Origin of the sequence: Mesorhizobium sp. CO1-1-11, from assembly GCF_020164995.1 — a bacterium.
Lineage (GTDB): Bacteria > Pseudomonadota > Alphaproteobacteria > Rhizobiales > Rhizobiaceae > Mesorhizobium > Mesorhizobium australicum.
The window spans coordinates 58,628-76,128 of record NZ_JAIUHE010000027.1 but is presented as its reverse complement, the minus strand read 5'-3'; the positions used below and the strand labels follow the sequence as shown (position 1 = coordinate 76,128).

Here is a 17,501-nt window from a genome sequence, read left to right as displayed (position 1 = left end):
TTGCTCTCCTTGCAAAGGGCCGAAAGTGTAACCCATCTATCCGGAATGAACTGTCACCCATCTCTCGGGAAGGGCAACAATGTGTTAGCGCATCCCGACTTTGGCGCTCCACCCGAGATTCACCAGAGATAGAGCCTTGTCCAAGATGATGCCTGTTCCTAGGGAACGGACACGAGATTCGTTCCTCTTTGGGGCATGGGCCACGAAGTCCCTGCCCCCATATGCAGGCGTTTAACGGAGGCCGAAAAAGCTCAATACCGCTATGACGACGACCACCGCTCCCACAAGCCAAATGATGTTGTTCATAATCTCACTCCTGTTGCCTGGTGAAGCCCGCGCCTCTGGCGGAGGACGCGGGCCGATCAGCCTTTGCCTGCTGATCTTCAGCGAACACCAAACCGTGATGTCCGCTGCGGGAAGAACTGTTAGGCCGGCCTAATGTTCCGTCGCCTGATGGGGATCTGGCGACAGGTGGGCGAACTGTCTTAACAATTGCGGCAGAGCGTTCCTCCCTGGCAGTGACAGAACGCGGGTGACGTTTGCCGCCGCCTGGGCAGATGGCCGGAAGCAAGCCTCCCCTTTGCCAATCGTGGCGACGCGATAGCCAGCCCTTCGCTTGCGTGCGGCTGTCCCCCGGGGAACCGGAACCAAAGGGATCAGCAGCAGTTGTAACCAACGAAGGGCTAATCAAAGCAGTTGGAGAACTTGCAATGAAAACAATGATCATGTGCGCTTTGGCGCTTTCAATGGGATTGCCCGCTTTGGCTTCGGCAGCCGAGGCCGACGTCGTCATCAGGACCCACCATCGGCACCACCACAACGTCAGGATCATCAATGAGGAAGGCCAGCGCCTGCATCACCGACACCACGGGACGGTGGCGTTCTATGACCATGGCCGCCGGCATCACGATCGGAATGCAGTCGTCGTCACCGGCTCCGTTTCCACCCACCACCGTCACCATCATCCGGTGGTAATGGAAAACGGCGGTTACTGATGCCCAACTGGTGGCCCGGCTCTCGCGAGCCCGGCCACCAGGTGACTTTGCCTAGCACGCTCGCGCGCGTTTCATGTGAATAGCTTCGAGTTCTCGCCCGCGGCTGAAATGCAACCATGCGAAGCGATCGTTTCAACTTCGAATCTCCCATACCGCTCGGAAGCGTGGGAATTCTGCTGGTTGACCAGGTCATTGAGCTGGCCTGGCCAAGACTTCAGGGTTCGCCAGATCCATGCTCGCTCACACTTGCATGCGACGGACGAAGCCTATCGGCCTAGGAAAGAACTGGGCTGCGCCAATGTGCCAAGAGACTAGCTGAGGACTATTCCAGCCACCATGAAGGTGATGGCAACCGCGAAAATCGGTGCGAGCAACCAGCGCGCCTGACCAACACTCTTCTCCATCAAATTCCTCCCGTATTTGCAGCAGACAACGGTGACGAAGAGCGACTGTTCCGGCCGGCCCGCTTGGCAAGACCAATGCGTTCCAGGCCCAGACTTAGGTCCGACCTCCGCCCGACCGAAGCCCTGCCCTGGGAACGTTTCCGCTCGGCCCAAGTTCGAGATCGGGCGCGGGAAAACCCAGCGAAGCGGGAACGGATGAGCACCACCATGTCGAACCATGAGACTGTAACATCCCATGTGTTGGGGATGCGCATAGATAGCCTCAAAACCAGAATGCAACACGCTCAGATCACCGAGGGTGAAATGAAGACCTTCCAAAAGGTAGCGGCCGTGATTGAAGGCGGGCGAGGCCGCATCGACGGCGACGATCTGATCGCCGCATCCTTCGTTACCGACACGCTGACGGACGCGATGTCCGAGTAACCATGCCAACAATCAGTAAGCTTTTCGAATCCCATGCCGAAGCGGCGCGGATTGCCGGCGACCTGTTGGCGGCCGGGGTTCCGCGCGTACAGGTCGCCATTATCGGGCCCTACCGTGACGAAATCGATGTCCTGAGGTCTCCGGGTGTCATGCTGGGCGCTGCCGCCGGGCTGTTGGCGTGCCTCGGCGCCGTTGCTGTTTACGACATCAACCTTTTCCCGACCGGCCTATCGGCAATAGCCTTGGCCAGCGTGTTCTGCGGCGGCCTTGGCGGATTGCTCGAAGCCATTGTCGCGGCCGCCAGAAGACCCGAGCGGCCAAGTATTGGCGGGGGGATTGTGCTGGTAACGGCGCATGTCGACGACAATGCGACCGACATTGCCCAGATGATGCTCGGCGGTTGTGACTCCATGACCGAATTGGCCGCCCAAGCAGCGTAAAAATTCCGACAGCGATAATTGGCCGATAGCCAGTGCAGAACGCGAGCACTGGCCGGCCGGTGAAACTTTGACGAATTGGCTATCAGCGCTAGGTTGATCGATGAAGATCAGGGAGGCGGCAAAAACGGCCGGGCCGGACGCGCGCATGAGTTTGATTTCAAGGACAAGGTCGGCACCCGCTCTTCTGGCTGCGGCCTTCATGGTTGCCGGATGCTCATCGATCGGCAGGACGGCCGATCCGGCCAAATACGAGAGCATGAGCTGTAGCGACCTCAACAGTGCGCTGGGAAGCAGCGCGCGCGACATCTCGCAGACGGCGATCACCCGCGGCAAGGTCGCCAACACCAGCGTGCCGCGCTGGCTGCTGGGCGGATCGCGCGTCAAGACCGCGGTCGCCAACCGTGAAACGGCCAGGATCGACCGGCTGAAGCGACAGCAGGATGCCATTGTCGCTGTGCGCGCGCGCAAGTGCGCGAGCTGAGCGACAGACGACGCCACGACAATTGCCCCTGCCGGCGCCTTACGCGCTCAGTCGAAACCGTGTGACGTCGATCGCGGCGTTCATCAGCGTCTGCGTATAAGGCGCCCGTGGATTGCTGAAGATCTCTTCCGTCGGCCCCTCTTCGACGATCTTGCCTTGCTTCATGACGATGATGTAGTCGGCCATGGCGCGCACGACCGACAGATCGTGGCTGATGAAGAGGTAGGACAGTTCGTGGTCGGCCTGCAGCTTGCGCAGCAGTTCGACGATCTGTTTCTGCACCGAGCGGTCAAGCGCCGATGTCGGCTCGTCCAGCACGACCATCTTCGGCTTCAGAATCATGGCGCGGGCAATGGCGATGCGCTGCCGTTGTCCGCCGGAAAATTCGTGCGGGTAGCGGTTGCGGGCATTGGGGTCGAGGCCGACCTCGCGCAGGGCCTCGACCGCGCGCTGGTCGCGCTGCTTTCCTGAAAGGTTGGGCTCATGCACCAGCAGCCCTTCGGTGACGACCTGACCGACGGTCATGCGCGGCGACAGCGAGCCGAACGGATCCTGGAAGACAAGTTGCATCTGGCGCCGCAGCGGCCGCATCTGCTGCCGGTCGGCAGTGGAGATATCGCGATCGCCGAACTGAATGAGCCCATCGCTCGGCAGCAACCGCAGCAAGGCGCGGCCGAGCGTCGACTTGCCCGAGCCGGATTCGCCGACAATGCCGATGGTCTGGTTGCGCTGCAGCCGGATCGAGATGTGATCGACGGCCCGCAGCATCAGCGGTTCGCCGGCCAGAAACCCACCGCCGATCCTGAATGTGACTTCGACATTCCTACCTTCGAGCACCACCGGCGCATCGCCTGGCGGCGGCGCCTTGGTTCCCGTCGGCTCGGCCGCCAGCAGCATTTTGGTGTAGGCGTGCCGCGGATTGGCAAAAATGGCTTCCGCCTCGCCTTCCTCGACCACCTCGCCCTGGCGCATGACATAGACACGGTCGGCAAAGCGCCGGACAATACCGAGGTCATGGGTGATGAAGACGATCGCCATGCCGAGCTTGCGCTGCAGTTCGGCCAAAAGCATCAGGATCTGCGCCTGGATGGTGACGTCAAGCGCCGTCGTCGGCTCGTCGGCGATCAGGATGTCGGGGTCATTGGCGAGCGCCATCGCGATCATCACGCGCTGGCGTTGGCCGCCGGACATTTCGTGCGGATAGGATTTCATCCGTCGCTCCGGATCGGGAATATGCACGAGCCGCAGCAGCTTGAGCGCCTCTTCATGCGCTGCGGCGGCGCTCAGGCCCCGATGGCGGCGGATCGGCTCGATCAGCTGGTTGCCGATCGAATAGAGCGGATCGAGCGAAGTCATCGGTTCCTGGAAGATCATGCTGATCTTGCGGCCGCGGACCTTGTTCAGCTCGGACTTGCTCAGGGTCAGCAGGTTGCGGCCGCGATAGTCGACATGGCCTGACGCTTCGCCATTGGAGGCCAGCAGGCTCATCGCCGCCATCATCGTCTGGCTCTTGCCGGAACCGGACTCGCCGACCACGGCAACCGTTTCGCCCGCGTTGACGTGGATGTTGATTCCCTTGACCGCTTCGACCGTACCGTCGAGCGTGCGGAAGCGGACGCGAAGGTCCTTGACGCTGAGGATCGTTTCGGAAGCAGCCATTTCAGCGGTCCCCATCTTTATCGATCCCGTGGGTCGAGCGCGTCGCGCAGGCCGTCGCCGACGAAATTCAAGGCGAACAGCGTCGAGACCAGAAAGAAGGCGGGAAACAGGAGCAGCCAGTTGGCGGTGCCGATGTTCTTGGCGCCGACCGAGATCAGCACGCCCCAGCTGGTCATCGGCTCCTGGATGCCAAGCCCGAGGAACGACAGGAAGCTCTCCAGGATGATGACCTGCGGCACCAGCAGTGTCATGTAGATCACCACCGGGCCAAGCAGGTTCGGGATGACATGGCGGATCAGGATGCCACGCTGGCCAATGCCCATGGCTTCCGCCGCCTGGACATATTCCTGCCGGCGAATCGACAGCGCCTGGCCGCGCACGATGCGCGCCATGTCGAGCCACAGCACGGCACCGACCGCCAGGAACATCAGCACGAAGTTGCGGCCGAAGAACACCACCAGCATGATGACGAAGAAGATGAACGGCAAGGAATAGAGCACGTCGACGATGCGCATCATCACTTCATCGACCTTCCCTCCGGAAAAGCCGGCGGCGGCGCCGTAGATCACGCCGATCACCACCGCCACGACACCGGCCAGCAGACCGATGGCCAGCGATATGCGCCCGGCCATCAGCGTGCGGGAGAGAAGATCGCGGCCGGTATTGTCGGTGCCGAACAGGAAATACTGCTGCTTGACCGATGCGCTCATCGTCACTTCGAGGCCGTCGGGCGACTTGTTTTCGATCTTGGTGTCGTCGAAGGCATCGGACCGGTCGAGGTAGCGGATGTTGCGGTCGTCGATCGGCTTGGTCGACTTGACCGTGACGAAGACCTGGCTCCCCTCCTGGTGCCAGTCCTTGATGTCGACTCGCATGCGCTTGATCGCTTCGGTAAGTGCCGTCTCGATCATGTCGGGTTTCGGATAGGCTGAGAGGCTTGGCGGCATGCGCACATAGTCGGCGTAGATGGTCGTGTATTGATGCGGCACGAACCACGGGCCAAAGACGCTGATGATCCCAATCAGAACGAGGTAGTAGAGGCTGAACATGGCGGCGCGATTGGCCTTGAGGCGCGCCCAGGCATCGCCCCAAAGCGAGCGACCAACGATTGCGGGGGCCGTGGCTGCGATGTCAGTCATAGCGCACCCTCGGGTCGACGACCGCGTACATGACGTCGACGATCAGGTTGAAGACGATGGTAAAAATGGCGATCACCACCACCGTTCCCATCACCAGCGTATAATCGCGGTTGAGCGCGGCATCGACGAAATAGCGGCCGACGCCGGGAATGGAGAAGATCGTCTCGACGATGACCGAGCCGGTCAGCAGTGCCGCCGCCGCCGGGCCGGTGAAGGAGACGATCGGCAGGATGGCGCCGCGCAACGCGTGCTTGACCACCACCGACCAGTCGGAAAGGCCGAGCGCGCGCGCCGTTCGGATATGATGGGATCGCAGCGATTCGATCATCGAGCCGCGCATCAGGCGGGCAACGATGGCGATTTGCGGTAAGGCAAGTGTCAGCACCGGGCCGACCTTGTTGATGAAGGCGCCGTCACCCCAGCCGCCGATCGGCAGCAGCCTCCAGGTCAGCCCGAAGACAAGCTGGATCACCGGCGCGATGACGAAGGTCGGGATGGTGCTGCCGGCGGTCGCCAGGGCAATCACCGTATAGTCGCCAAGCTTGTTCTGATTGAGCGCGGCGATGGTGCCGAGCACGCTGCCGAGCAGCAGCGCCAGGATCAGCGCCGAGGCTCCGAGCTGCACGGAAATGGGCAGGCCCTTGGCAAACAGTTCGGTGACGGTGAAATCCGGCATGTTGTAGCTCGGGCCGAAATTGCCGCGCAGCAGATTGCCGAGATAATGGACATATTGCAGCCAGAGCGGATCGTTGAGGCCGAACTGGGCTTCCAAGTTGGCCTTGATCTCTGGGCTCAGCCCCCGCTCCTGGTTGAATGGACCGCCTGGCGCGACGCGCATCAGGAAGAACGCCATCGTCACGATGACGAACAGCGTCGGGATGGCGGTCAAAAGCCGCCGGAATACGTATCGCAGCATCGGTGCCCCACTTGATCCAGAGCACGCCCTTCCACTCGGACGATTGCGCTCCAGCCTTCAAATCTTCGCACCGGATGTTCCGAAAATCGATTTCCGCTTCCCGGGCCGATGCGATGGCAAACCAGCACCGCCGCGCTCTTTAGAGCGCGGCGGCTTGGCCAGGGATCAGTCCTTGCTGACGAAGCGCGACGGATGCACGTCCATCACATTGTCGACGAAGCCATGCAGCTTCGAGGAAACGATGTCGTGGTAGCTGTAGTAGAGAAGCGGGATCTGGCCGACGTCGTCGATGAGGATGCGCTCGGCCGCGGAGAGGTCCTTCATGCGCTCTTCGGGCTTGCCGCCCGCGGCCGCCGCCTTGTCCATTGCCGCTTCGTATTGCGGGCTGTTGTAGTTGGAATAGTTGTTGCCGCTGGCCTTGCGCGTGATACCGAGGAAGGTCTCTGGATCCTTATAGTCGGCAATCCAGGCGGCACGCGCCACGTCATAGTCGCCCTTCTGCTCGAGGAAGGAGTAGTGGGTCTTGGTGTCGGTGTTGAGCAGCGTGACGTCGACGCCAAGCGGCTTCAATTGTTCCTGGATCGCCACTGCCGTGTTCTTGTGGTTTTCCGAGGTGTTGTAGCGGATTTCCATCTTCAGCGGATGTTCGGGGGTGTAGCCAAGCTTCTCGAGGATCTTCTTGGCCGCGTCCTCGCGGTCGATCTGCGGCATGTCGGCGTATTTGGCCATTGCGGGCGTATAGCCCTCGATGCCGGGAGGCACCATCGAATAGCCGGGCAGCATCGAATTCTGCCAGACCTTCTCGGCGATGAAATCACGGTCGATCGCCATCGAGATGGCGTTACGCAGTTCGGGGTTGTTCCACGGCGCCTTGTCGGTCTTGATGGCATAATAGTAGGTGCCGAGATACGGCCCGACATGGATCTGGTCGCCGAACTTGGTCTTGAGGTCGGCGAGCTGTTCGGTCGGCAGATCGTCATAGCTGTCGAGTTCGCCGGCCTCGAAGCGCTTCATCGCCGACGAACGATCCTCGGTCGGAATGTAGTTGACCACGTCGAACTTGACGGTCGCGGCGTCCCAGAATTTGGGATTCTTGACCAGTTTCATGTGGTCGTTGGGAACCCATTCGGCCAGCGTATAGGCGCCGTTCGAAACCAGATTGCCGGGCTTGATCCAGTCGGCGCCAAGCTTTTCAATCGAGGCCTTGCTGACCGGATAGGTCGCCTGATGGGTCAGCATCTCCAGGAAGTACGGCGTCGGCGCCTTCAGCGTCACCTCCAGGGTGCCGGCGTCGATCGCCTTGACACCCATGTCCTCGGGCTTGCCTTTCTTGGTGTTGACGTCCTCCGCGCCCTTCACCGGATACAGCATCGAGGCATATTCGGCGCCGGTCGCCGGATCTTCCAGCCGGTGGAAGGCATAGACGAAGTCGTCCGCCGTCACCGGGCTGCCGTCAGACCACATGCCGTCCTTGCGCAGCTTGAAGGTGTAGACGGTGCCGTCATCCGATACCGTCCAGCTTTCGGCCGCGCCCGGAATGAGGTTCGCCTTCTGGTCCTGCATGACCAATCCCTGGAACAGGTCACGCAGCACATTGGCTTCATAGACCGTCGAGGTCTTGTGCGGATCGACCGACTCCGATTCAGCGGCGGTGCCCCTGTTATAGACACTCTCCGCGAAAGCCGGCGTGTAGAATGCGCCGGCGGTTACCGCCATGGTGGTGGCGAATACCGTCGCCTTCAGCATGTTTTTCAGCATGAAGTTCTCCCTGTCGGCGCTGCCATCGGCGCGCCTTACGTGTTGACGCCCCGAAGCCGATGACTGGCTCCTTTGAGCGCGCCCCCGGTTCCCTCCGGCGGCTGGTGGCAGGAGACTAGACAGGAGGTAAGCTCTTTTCAACCGAGTACTGATTGACCCTAAGTCAATCCCCATTGTCGAGAAAGCAACGGCTAAATTAGAGATTCGTTTTCAATCGACCGCACCCTTTGGTTGCACCCAGAGTTTTCGCTTTCTGCATGCGAATTTGGGCATGCTGGTGCCATGGTTCACCACCCCATTTTCGAGGCCCGAAGTCGCCGTTTCCGATCAGACAACTCGGGAACTTCAGCCGTCGAGTTCGCTTTGCTGTCACCGCTTTTCATTCTTCTTCTACTCGGAATGGTTGCATACGGCATCTATTTTGGCGCCGCCAATTCGATCCAGCAAATTGCAGCCGACGCTGCCCGAACAGCCATCGCTGGGGTGAACCAGACCGAGCGGCAGACGCTCGTGGCCAGCTATCTCACCAACAATGCCGGCGGCTACCCCTTCGTGGACGCCAGCAAACTGACCTACCAGGCCAACGACAGCATCGCCGACGGAAGCCAGTTCGTGGTGTCCATCTCCTACGATGCCCGCAACCTGCCGATCTGGAACCTGTTCCCCGGCATAGCCATGCCAGGGACGACCATCAAGCGTCAGTCAACGATCAGGGTCGGGGGTATCTGAATGCTGCGGCGGGCGGGCAAGGGTATGGGTCGGCTTGCACGGTCGATGATGGGAGACAGGAAGGCGAACTTCGCCGTCATGACCGCATTGAGCGCGCCGGTTGCATTGGCGCTGGCAGCGGTGGCCATTGACGAAGCCTCCATCTATACCGAGCGCCGGGAAGCCCAGGCGATGGTCGACCTGGCGGCGATTACCGCCGCCTCGAACATCAACAACGTCAACACCGCGGTCGTCGCCACACTGACCGACAACGGCATGCCGGGCGTCGTCGTTCAAGCTTCGGGCCAGACCATTGCCCCGGCCACCGGCAAAACGGTGGTGACGGTCACGCAGGGCCGATACGCCTCATCGACCGCCAATGTCAGCCAGCGCTTCCAGGCGGGTGTGACGCCTTACAATGCCGTCCGCGTCACTTTGGCAAAGATTCCGAACCGCTATTTCGCAAGTTCGCTGATCCCCACTCCCGTCATCGGCACCCAGGCCACGGCCAGCATGACGCCGCTGGCGACGTTCTCGGTCGGATCGCGGTTGCTCAGCGTCAATGGCGGCATCCTCAACGCACTTTTGAGCGGACTTCTCGGCGGCAACATCTCGCTCAGCGTCATGGACTACAACGGGCTGATCTCGGCGGATGTGAGCGTGCTTTCCTTCATCAGTGCGCTCGCTACGCAACTGAACATCACGGCCGGTACCTATTCCGACGTTCTGGCATCGAAGGCGACGGTCGGCCAGATCGCTACCGCCATGGCCAATGTTCCCGGCCTCGGCAATACGGCCAAGGTCGCCCTGCAGACCATCGCCTCCAAATCGACCAGCACCGTCAAGATCCCGCTCAGCAGCCTTGTCGACCTTGGTTCGGTCGGCAGCCTGGGCCTCGGCCAACAGCCGTCCGGGCTTGGGGTAGACGCAAGCGCCATGGGCATGCTGACGGCAGCCGCCGTGCTCGCCAACGGTACCAACCAGGCCGCGATCGATCTCGGCGCCACCATCCCGGGGCTGCTCTCCACCAAACTCAGCATCGCCATCGGCGAGCCGATGCAGTCCTCGCCCTGGCTGGCGATCGATGGTATCGGCACTGTCGTGCGGACCGCCCAGACGCGCATCAAAGTAGCCGCGACAGTCGGCGGCGCAGGCGGCAATGTCGGTGGGGGCATTACTCTGGTGTCGGTCAACCTGCCACTGCATGTGGAAGTCGCCTACGCTGAAGCCAAACTCACCGACATAAGCTGTCCTACGGGTCCCGACAGCATCAAGGTCACCGTTTCTGCCCGCCCCGGTGTTGTGGAAGCGCATTTGGCCGACAGCAGTAGCTCCGGCTTTGCCGATTTCACCAAACCGGAATCGTTCTCCGACACTGAAATCGCAAAGGTCAGTCTTCTGATCAATCTACTTTCAGTGACGGGCTCAGCGGCATTTGAAATGGCCAACAACGCGCCGACCGCATTGACCTTCAACAAGGCCGACATCGACGCCAAAACGATAAAGACAGTCTCCACGCAAAACCTGACACAGTCTTTGACGACCTCCCTGATCACTGATCTGTCGCTGACGACCAATTTGCTGGGCTTGCCGCTGCTGAATCTGAATACCTTGCTTTCCACCGTGCGGCCGGCAGTGGTTGCGCTCTTGAACGGCGTGGCGGCACCGGTCGACGAGTTGGTTTACAATTTGCTCGGAGCCCTTGGTGTGCGTGTCGGCCAGGCCGACGTGCGCGTCACCGGCGCGACCTGCGGCCGGGCGGTGCTCGTTCAGTAGGACCGCCTAGCCACAACCGAAGTGCCAATCAGTCGAGCCGACCGAGAAAGCAGCCGAGAGTTGGCAGCGAGAGGGTGTTTTCCTCGACAGAAGCGGTCCCGCCGAAGATAGCCGTGACGGGTCCGATATCACCCACCAACGGCAAGGTCGCCGGCTCCTCAGCGAAATTGAAGACACAGATCAACCTCTCCCCGCCACCTTCGCGGATGAAGGCGAGCACGTCGCCCTCGGTATCGAGAAAGCGGATCGAGCCGCCGACCAGCGCCGGATGCTGTTTGCGCAAGGCAAGCGCCGAGCGGTAGGCCAACAGCACCGATTGCTCGTCGCCGATCTGCGCATCGACAGCGCGGGCGCGATGGCTTGCCGGCACAGGCAGCCAGGGTTTTGCAGTGGAAAAACCCGCATTGTCGGCGTCGGCCTCCCAGACCATCGGCGTGCGGCAACCATCCCTGCCCTTCACGCCGGGCCAGAAGCGGATGCCGACCGGATCGCGCAGATCCTCGTAGGCAAGCTCCGCCTCCTCAAGGCCGAGTTCCTCGCCCTGATAGAGGCAGATCGAGCCGCGCAGACAGGCGAGCAGCATGATCGAGAATTTGGCCACAAGATCGGGATCGCCAGCAGGCCGCATCCAGCGGCTGACATGGCGCACCACGTCATGGTTGGAAAACGCCCAGCAAACCCAGCCGTCGGCCACCGCGCTTTCGAAGGCCTCGACGCAGCCACGCACATGCGCCGCCGAAAACTGCGAACCGAGCAGGTCGAAAGTGTAGCTCATCTGAAGCTTGTCGCCGCCGGAGGTGTAGGCGGCGAGCGTCTGCAGCGAGCGGCCCTCGTCGCCGATTTCGCCGACGGCGGCGCGGTCGCCATATTCGTCGAGCAACGCGCGGAAGCGCCGCAGGAACGCCAGGTTTTCGGGCTGCGTCTTGTCGAACAGATGCTCCTGATAGAGATAGGTGTTGGTCTCTGTGTTGGTGCCGGCGACGCTCGACGCCAAGGGCGGATTGCTGCGCAGCCAGCGGTCGTGGACATAGTAATTGACCGTGTCGAGCCGGAAGCCGTCGACACCGCGATCGAGCCAGAACCGCACCGTGTCAAGCAACGCATCCTGGACTTCCGGGTTGTGGAAATTGAGGTCTGGCTGCGAGGCAAGGAAATTATGCATGTAATATTGGCGGCGGGTCGCGTCCCATTCCCAGGACGGCCCCCCGAAGACCGACAGCCAGTTGTTGGGCGCGCCACCGTCGGGCTTCGCATCCGCCCAGACGTACCAGTCGGCCTTGGCATTATCGTGGCTGGCCCGGCTTTCGATGAACCATTCATGCTTGTCGGATGAATGCGACAGCACCTGGTCGATGACGATCTTCAGGCCGAGCCGATGGGCTTCGGCGACCAGCGCATCAAAATCGGCCAATGTGCCGAACATCGGGTCGACGTCGCGATAATCCGATACATCATAGCCCATGTCGGCCATCGGAGACTTGAAGAAGGGCGACAGCCAGACAGCGTCGACGCCGAGCGAGGCGATATAAGCGAGCCTCGACGTAATGCCGCCGAGATCGCCGCTGCCATCACCGGTCGTGTCCTGAAAAGAGCGCGGATAGACCTGATAGATGACGCAGCCGCGCCACCATTCGGCTCCCTGCCCCAAACTCTCACCGGTCATCACGAACCCTTCCTGACGCCGCCGTTTCCGGTTCGGCTCTCGATCACGAAATTGACGCTGCGCCCCGGCAGCGGGCGCGCAAGGTCAGTCACGTGCGTTTCGATCGCCGGATGCCATCGAAAACCTTCCCGCGCCGGCAAGGTGAAGACGCATTGGCGGCGGTCGCCATTGATCAGGACGGCAAGCCTGCGTTCCTCGCCGCCAAGCAGCATGACGAGGCGATGCCGGCTGGTGTCGTTCCAGTCGGTCGCGTCGAGCGGCTCACCGGTCTCGGTCAGCCAGGCGACGTCGGGAACGCCTGAAGCCTCAATCGGTTCTCCGGTCAGGAAATGCGTGTCCGACAATGCGGGCACCGCCTGGCGAAGGGCTCCGAGCGTCCATGCGTAATGCTCCAACGCTTGATCGCGGCCTGCCCAGTCAAGCCAGGTGGTGGGGTTGTCTTGTGCGTAGGCGTTGTTGTTGCCCTTCTGGGTGCGACCGAATTCATCGCCCGCGGTCAGCATGATGGTGCCGCGCGAGGCGAAGAGCGTGGCGAGCAGAGCGCGCTGGTCGTCGAAACGGGCCTTGACGATCGCCGCGTCGTCCGTCTCGCCTTCGACGCCATTGTTCCAGGACAGGTTCTCGTTATGGCCGTCGCGGTCCTGCTCGCCATTGGCCGCGTTGTGCTTGCGCTCATAGGCGACGATGTCAGCCAGCGTCATGCCGTCATGGGCGGCGATAAAATTCACGCCGCGGCTTGCCGGCTCCCCTGCCCTGTTAAACACGTCGGACGAACCAGCAAGGCGCGTTGCGAGAGCACCGACCATGCCGGCATCGCCGCGCCAGAAGCGTCTGACATCGTCGCGATAGCTGTCGTTCCATTCAAGGAAAGGCGGCCGGAAATTGCCGAGTTGATAGCCGTTTGCCCCGATGTCCCAAGGCTCGGCGATCAGCACGCGGTCGTAAAGCACCGCATCATGGGTGATGGCCTGGAGCAGCGGCGCTTCGGGATCGAAGGCACCATCGACCCGGCCCAGCACCGGAGCCAGATCGAAACGGAAGCCGTCGACACCGGCCTGGCGAACGAAGTGACGAAGTGTGTCGAGCACCATTTCCCGCATCACCGGATGGTCGCAAGCGATCGTGTTGCCGGTGCCGGTGTCATTGACCAGCCCGCCATCCGGCCGGTGCCGATAGTAGGTTTTATTGTCGAGGCCGCGCAGCGAGAGCGTCGGCCCCAGCCTGTCGCTTTCACCGGTGTGGTTGAAGACGAGGTCGAGAATGGTGCCGATGCCGGCCCGGCGCAACGCGGCGACCGTGTCCTGCAATTCCGTCAGGCCGCCGGGCACGAGACGCGGGTCGAGCGCCATGAAGGTGACGGGATTGTAGCCCCAGGCGTTGCTCAGGCCCAGCGGCGGCAGATGCCGCTCGTCGATGGAGGCCGTGATCGGCATCAGTTCCACGGCGGAGACGCCGAGCCTTTGCAGATGCTCGATGATGGCCGGATGGGCAAGAGCGGCGATCGTACCGCGCTTTTCTTGCGGTACATCCGGATGCAGCTTGGTGAAAGCGCGGACGTTCAGTTCGTAGATCAGGCCGCCCGGGCGAAACAGGGGCGGCAGGATCGGTGGAGCCGTGGGCGAGGCCTTGGTCACGGCCTTGGGCATCAGCGACGCGGTGTCGGCGCCCTCATTGCGCCGCGCGGCGAGCCGCCAGTGATAGGCGTAGGCCCGGTCGATTTCGACGGCGTAGGGATCGGTGAGCAACTTGTCGGGGTCGAACCACAGCCCCCGCTCGGGCGCATAGTCGCCATCGGCGCGCAGGCCATAGCGCGCGCCCGCGGCCAGGCCGGAGACAAAGAGTGAATGGACGCCGTTGCCTTCCGACGCCAGCTCGAGACGATCGAGTTCGCGGTTTCCCTGCTCGTCAAAGATCGAAACCCAGAGCCGTCTTGCCGACGAGGACCATGCGGCGAAGCGGATGCCTTCGCTGGTGATGGTGGGGCCGAGCTGGGTCAAGAGCGCTCCACCGCCCTCAAGTAATGACGCTCGGCTTGTTGCGCCCGGTGTGGCTCTTGATCCCGGCAATGTCGTCGGCCGCCGAAATCAGGTCGGCGAGCGCCTCCTGCGTGTCGAGGTCGTGCCTCGACTTGTCCGGCTCGTAGCGCTCGATATAGACGCGCAAGGTCGCGCCAGACGTACCGGTGCCCGAAAGCCGAAAGACCACGCGCGAGCCGCCTTCGAACAGCACCCTTATGCCCTGGTGCTCGCTGGTCGAGCCGTCGACCGGGTCGTGATAGGCGAAATCATCGGCATTGGCGATCTTCAGGCCGCGCACGCTGGTGCCCGGTAGGGAGCCGAGCTTGGCCCTGAGTTCGTCGACCAGCGCATTGGCGCGGTCGCTCTCAACCTCCTCGTAATCATGGCGCGAGTAGTAGTTGCGGCCATAGGTCTCCCAATGCTCGGTGACGATCTGCTTGCAGCTTTCGCCACGGGCGGCGAGGATGTTGAGCCACAAGAGGACCGCCCACAGACCGTCCTTTTCGCGGACATGGTTTGAGCCGGTGCCGGCACTTTCCTCACCGCAGATCGTCGCCATGCCGGCGTCGAGCAGATTGCCGAAGAACTTCCAGCCGGTCGGCGTCTCGTAAATCCCGACACCCAGCTTGTGAGCGACGCGGTCGGCCGCGCCACTGGTCGGCATCGAACGGGCGATGCCTTTCAGCCCGTCCTTGTAGCCCGGCGCCAGGCGGGCATTGGCGGCGAGCATGGCGACCGAATCCGAAGGGGTGACGAAAATGCCCTTGCCGATGATCAGGTTGCGGTCGCCATCGCCATCGGAGGCGGCGCCGAAATCGGGCGCGTCCGGTCCCATCATCTCATCATAAAGGTGCTTGGCATGGACCAGGTTGGGGTCGGGGTGATGACCGCCGAAATCGGGCAGCGGCTTGAAATTGCGGCAGGTGCCGTTCGGTGCGCCGAGGCGGTGTTCGAGGATTTCCTTGGCGTAGGGCCCGGTCACCGCATGCATGGCGTCGAAGCGCATGCGGAAGCCCGACTTGAACAGTTTGCGCAGCGCATCGAAATCGAACAGGCTCTCCATCAACTCGGCATAGTCGGTAACCGGATCGATGATCTCGACGGTCATGCCGGCAGCCTCGACTGTCGCGACCGTATCGATGTCAATCGGGTCGATGTCGGCGATCTTGAAGCTCGAAATCGTCTTGGTCTTGGCAAAGATGGCGTCGGTCAGCTTTTCCGGCGCCGGGCCGCCATTGCCGGCATTGTACTTGATGCCGAAGTCCTCGTGCGGGCCGCCGGGATTGTGGCTAGCCGAGAGTATGATGCCGCCGAAGGTCTTGTATTTGCGGATGACATGCGAGGCCGCGGGCGTCGACAGGATGCCGCCCTGCCCGACCATCACCTTGCCGAAGCCATTGGCGGCCGCCATGGCGATGGCCTTCTGGATGACCTCCCGGTTATAGAAACGGCCGTCGCCACCGATCACCAGGGTCTTGCCCTTGAACCCGTCGAGCGCATCGAAAATCGACTGGATGAAGTTCTCGGCATAGTGCTCCTGCTGGAACACTGGCACCTTCTTGCGCAGGCCCGACGTGCCGGGCTTCTGGTCGGAATAGGGCTTGGTGGAAACGGTGCGTATCATGCTTCAGGCAACCCTTTTCGAAAGCAGCAGGCGATAGAGTTCGACGTATTTTTCGGCGCTTCGATCCCACGACACATCGGTCTTCATGCCCTGGCGCTGGATGGTTTCGAAGATTGCGGGACTGGCGTGGGCGTCGGCCAGGCGTCGGATCGCGTGCAGCAGCGCGCCACCATTGTTGGGGGCGAACTGGAAGCCGGTCGCCACGCCGGCGGCAAACGCTGCTTCATTGGCATCAATGATGGTATCCGCCAGGCCGCCGGTGCGGGCGACGACCGGCACGCAGCCATAGCGCAGGCCGTAAAGCTGCGTCAGCCCGCAAGGCTCGAAGCGCGACGGGATGACGATGGCGTCGCAGCCGCCCTGCATGGTGTGCGACAGCCCCTCGTCATAGCCGACGACCACGCCGATGCGGCCACGATGGCGTGCGGCCGCGGCCAGCAGCGCGCCTTCGAGGCCGGCGTCGCCCGAGCCGAGGATGGCCAGCCTTGCGCCTGTCGCGACGATGCCGTCGACCACCGTCGCCAATATGTCCATGCCCTTCTGCCAGGTCAGGCGGCTGACGACGCAGACAATCGGACTGCCGTCGCGGTCGAGGCCGAAACGGTCCTCGACCGCGGCCCTGTTCGGCGCGCGGGCCTTCAACGTTTCGGCCGTATAGGTAGATACCAGATGCTTGTCGGTTGCCGGATCCCAGATGGCGGTGTCGATGCCGTTGACGATGCCATGGAGATCGCTGGAACGCATATTGATAAGGCCGTCGAGGCCCATGCCGAATTCCGGCGAACGTATCTCCTGCGCATAGGTCGGGCTCACCGTGGTGATCGCCCAGGCGGCCTGCAGGCCAGCCTTAAGGAAGCCGACGCCGCCATAATATTCGACGCCATCAAGCGCCATCGCCGCGGCCGGGAGGCCGAGCTCGCCGAAGATGCCGGCCCCGAACTGGCCCTGGAAGGCGAGATTGTGGACGGTCATCATGGATGGGGTGCCGACCGCCTTGCCATAGCGCATATAGGCCAGCGTCATCGCCGACTGCCAGTCATGGGCATGGACGATGTCGGGGAGGTAGCCCGAGATGGCGCCCCCGGCGATATCGGCGCCGGCCTGGCTCAGCGCCGCGAAGCGCCGCCAATTGTCCGGCCAGTCCGCGCCCGAGGCGTTACCATAGGGGCCGCCGGGGCGGTCGAACAGATGCGGCGCGTCGAGCACGAACAAATCGAGCCCGGCGACCTGGACAGCATGGACCGCGGCCTTGCCGCCTTGCAGCAAGGGATACTGATAGACGGCCTTCTTTTTCTTGAAGGCGCCCATCACCACAGGAAAGCCCGGAACGAGCGTACGCATGGCCACGCCCTTGGCCGCGAGCGCGATGGGCAGCGCCCCGGTCACGTCGGCAAGCCCGCCGGTCTTGATCAGCGGGAAGATTTCGGGAGTGACCGACAGAACCTGCATGCGCTTAACGATCCGCTTCCCATCCATGCCGCCCAAACCGTGTGCGGT

13 protein-coding genes and 1 pseudogene are annotated in these 17,501 nt (G+C 62.3%); 6 read left to right on the top strand and 8 right to left on the bottom strand.

The genetic code is table 11. The features are described from left to right. The first annotated feature begins 710 nt into the window (after positions 1-710). From LB554_RS26185 to LB554_RS26170, 4 genes are all read left to right on the top strand, one after another. Positions 711-995 carry a hypothetical protein gene (locus tag LB554_RS26185; RefSeq protein WP_140618613.1) on the top strand — a complete coding sequence of 95 codons (285 nt, stop codon included), beginning with the start codon at positions 711-713 and terminating at the stop codon, positions 993-995. A 611-nt stretch (positions 996-1,606) separates the two neighbouring features. Beyond that, a complete protein-coding gene (locus tag LB554_RS26180; RefSeq protein WP_015318676.1) occupies positions 1,607-1,822 on the top strand; it encodes a hypothetical protein in 216 nt (71 codons plus the stop codon). A 2-nt stretch (positions 1,823-1,824) separates the two neighbouring features. Then, positions 1,825-2,262: a hypothetical protein gene (locus tag LB554_RS26175; protein WP_140717825.1), complete on the top strand. Its 438-nt coding sequence runs from the start codon at positions 1,825-1,827 to the stop codon at positions 2,260-2,262. A gap of 145 nt (positions 2,263-2,407) precedes the next feature. Further along, complete coding sequence (locus tag LB554_RS26170) at positions 2,408-2,743, top strand: hypothetical protein (protein WP_224587694.1); 336 nt, start codon at positions 2,408-2,410, stop codon at positions 2,741-2,743. 39 nt (positions 2,744-2,782) lie between these two features. Here the strand turns inward: LB554_RS26170 and LB554_RS26165 are convergent, their stop codons facing one another. From LB554_RS26165 to LB554_RS26150, 4 genes and pseudogenes are all read right to left on the bottom strand, one after another. Next, positions 2,783-4,402 carry an ABC transporter ATP-binding protein gene (locus tag LB554_RS26165; RefSeq protein ID WP_224587692.1) on the bottom strand — a complete coding sequence of 540 codons (1,620 nt, stop codon included), beginning with the start codon at positions 4,400-4,402 and terminating at the stop codon, positions 2,783-2,785. A gap of 17 nt (positions 4,403-4,419) precedes the next feature. Continuing rightward, positions 4,420-5,541, bottom strand: coding sequence for an ABC transporter permease (locus LB554_RS26160; protein ID WP_015318680.1), 1,122 nt, complete (start codon positions 5,539-5,541; stop codon positions 4,420-4,422). Further along, a complete protein-coding gene (locus LB554_RS26155) occupies positions 5,534-6,457 on the bottom strand; it encodes an ABC transporter permease subunit (protein WP_015318681.1) in 924 nt (307 codons plus the stop codon). Before LB554_RS26155 ends, LB554_RS26160 begins: the two co-directional genes overlap by 8 nt. 417 nt (positions 6,458-6,874) lie before the next feature. Continuing rightward, positions 6,875-8,020, bottom strand: a pseudogene (locus LB554_RS26150) (peptide ABC transporter substrate-binding protein); the annotation flags it as partial. Between the two features lie 477 nt (positions 8,021-8,497). On the opposite strand from LB554_RS26150, the gene LB554_RS26145 reads away from it, so the two are divergent. Together LB554_RS26145 and LB554_RS26140 are read left to right on the top strand one after the other, a co-directional pair. Next, positions 8,498-8,944, top strand: a complete 447-nt coding sequence (locus tag LB554_RS26145) for a TadE/TadG family type IV pilus assembly protein (RefSeq protein WP_140618623.1) — start codon at positions 8,498-8,500, stop codon at positions 8,942-8,944. After that, on the top strand, positions 8,945-10,699 hold the full coding sequence (locus LB554_RS26140) for a TadG family pilus assembly protein (RefSeq protein ID WP_224587690.1): 1,755 nt from the start codon (positions 8,945-8,947) through the stop codon (positions 10,697-10,699). A 28-nt stretch (positions 10,700-10,727) separates the two neighbouring features. Here the strand turns inward: LB554_RS26140 and LB554_RS26135 are convergent, their stop codons facing one another. From LB554_RS26135 to glgA, 4 genes are read right to left on the bottom strand one after another with little or no spacing between them, the layout of a single operon-like run. Next, positions 10,728-12,362 (bottom strand): alpha-glucosidase family protein, encoded by a 1,635-nt coding sequence (locus LB554_RS26135; protein ID WP_224587688.1) that lies wholly within the window; start codon positions 12,360-12,362, stop codon positions 10,728-10,730. Further along, complete coding sequence (gene glgX / locus LB554_RS26130) at positions 12,362-14,359, bottom strand: glycogen debranching protein GlgX (protein WP_224587687.1); 1,998 nt, start codon at positions 14,357-14,359, stop codon at positions 12,362-12,364. The genes LB554_RS26135 and glgX overlap by 1 nt, the downstream gene beginning before the upstream one ends. Positions 14,360-14,375: 16 nt before the next feature. After that, a complete protein-coding gene (locus LB554_RS26125; RefSeq protein WP_224587686.1) occupies positions 14,376-16,004 on the bottom strand; it encodes an alpha-D-glucose phosphate-specific phosphoglucomutase in 1,629 nt (542 codons plus the stop codon). Between the two features lie 3 nt (positions 16,005-16,007). Beyond that, the gene (glgA, locus tag LB554_RS26120) at positions 16,008-17,453 is read right to left on the bottom strand and encodes a glycogen synthase GlgA (RefSeq protein WP_224587685.1); all 1,446 of its coding nucleotides are present in this window, start codon (positions 17,451-17,453) and stop codon (positions 16,008-16,010) included. Between the last annotated feature and the right edge of the window lie 48 nt (positions 17,454-17,501).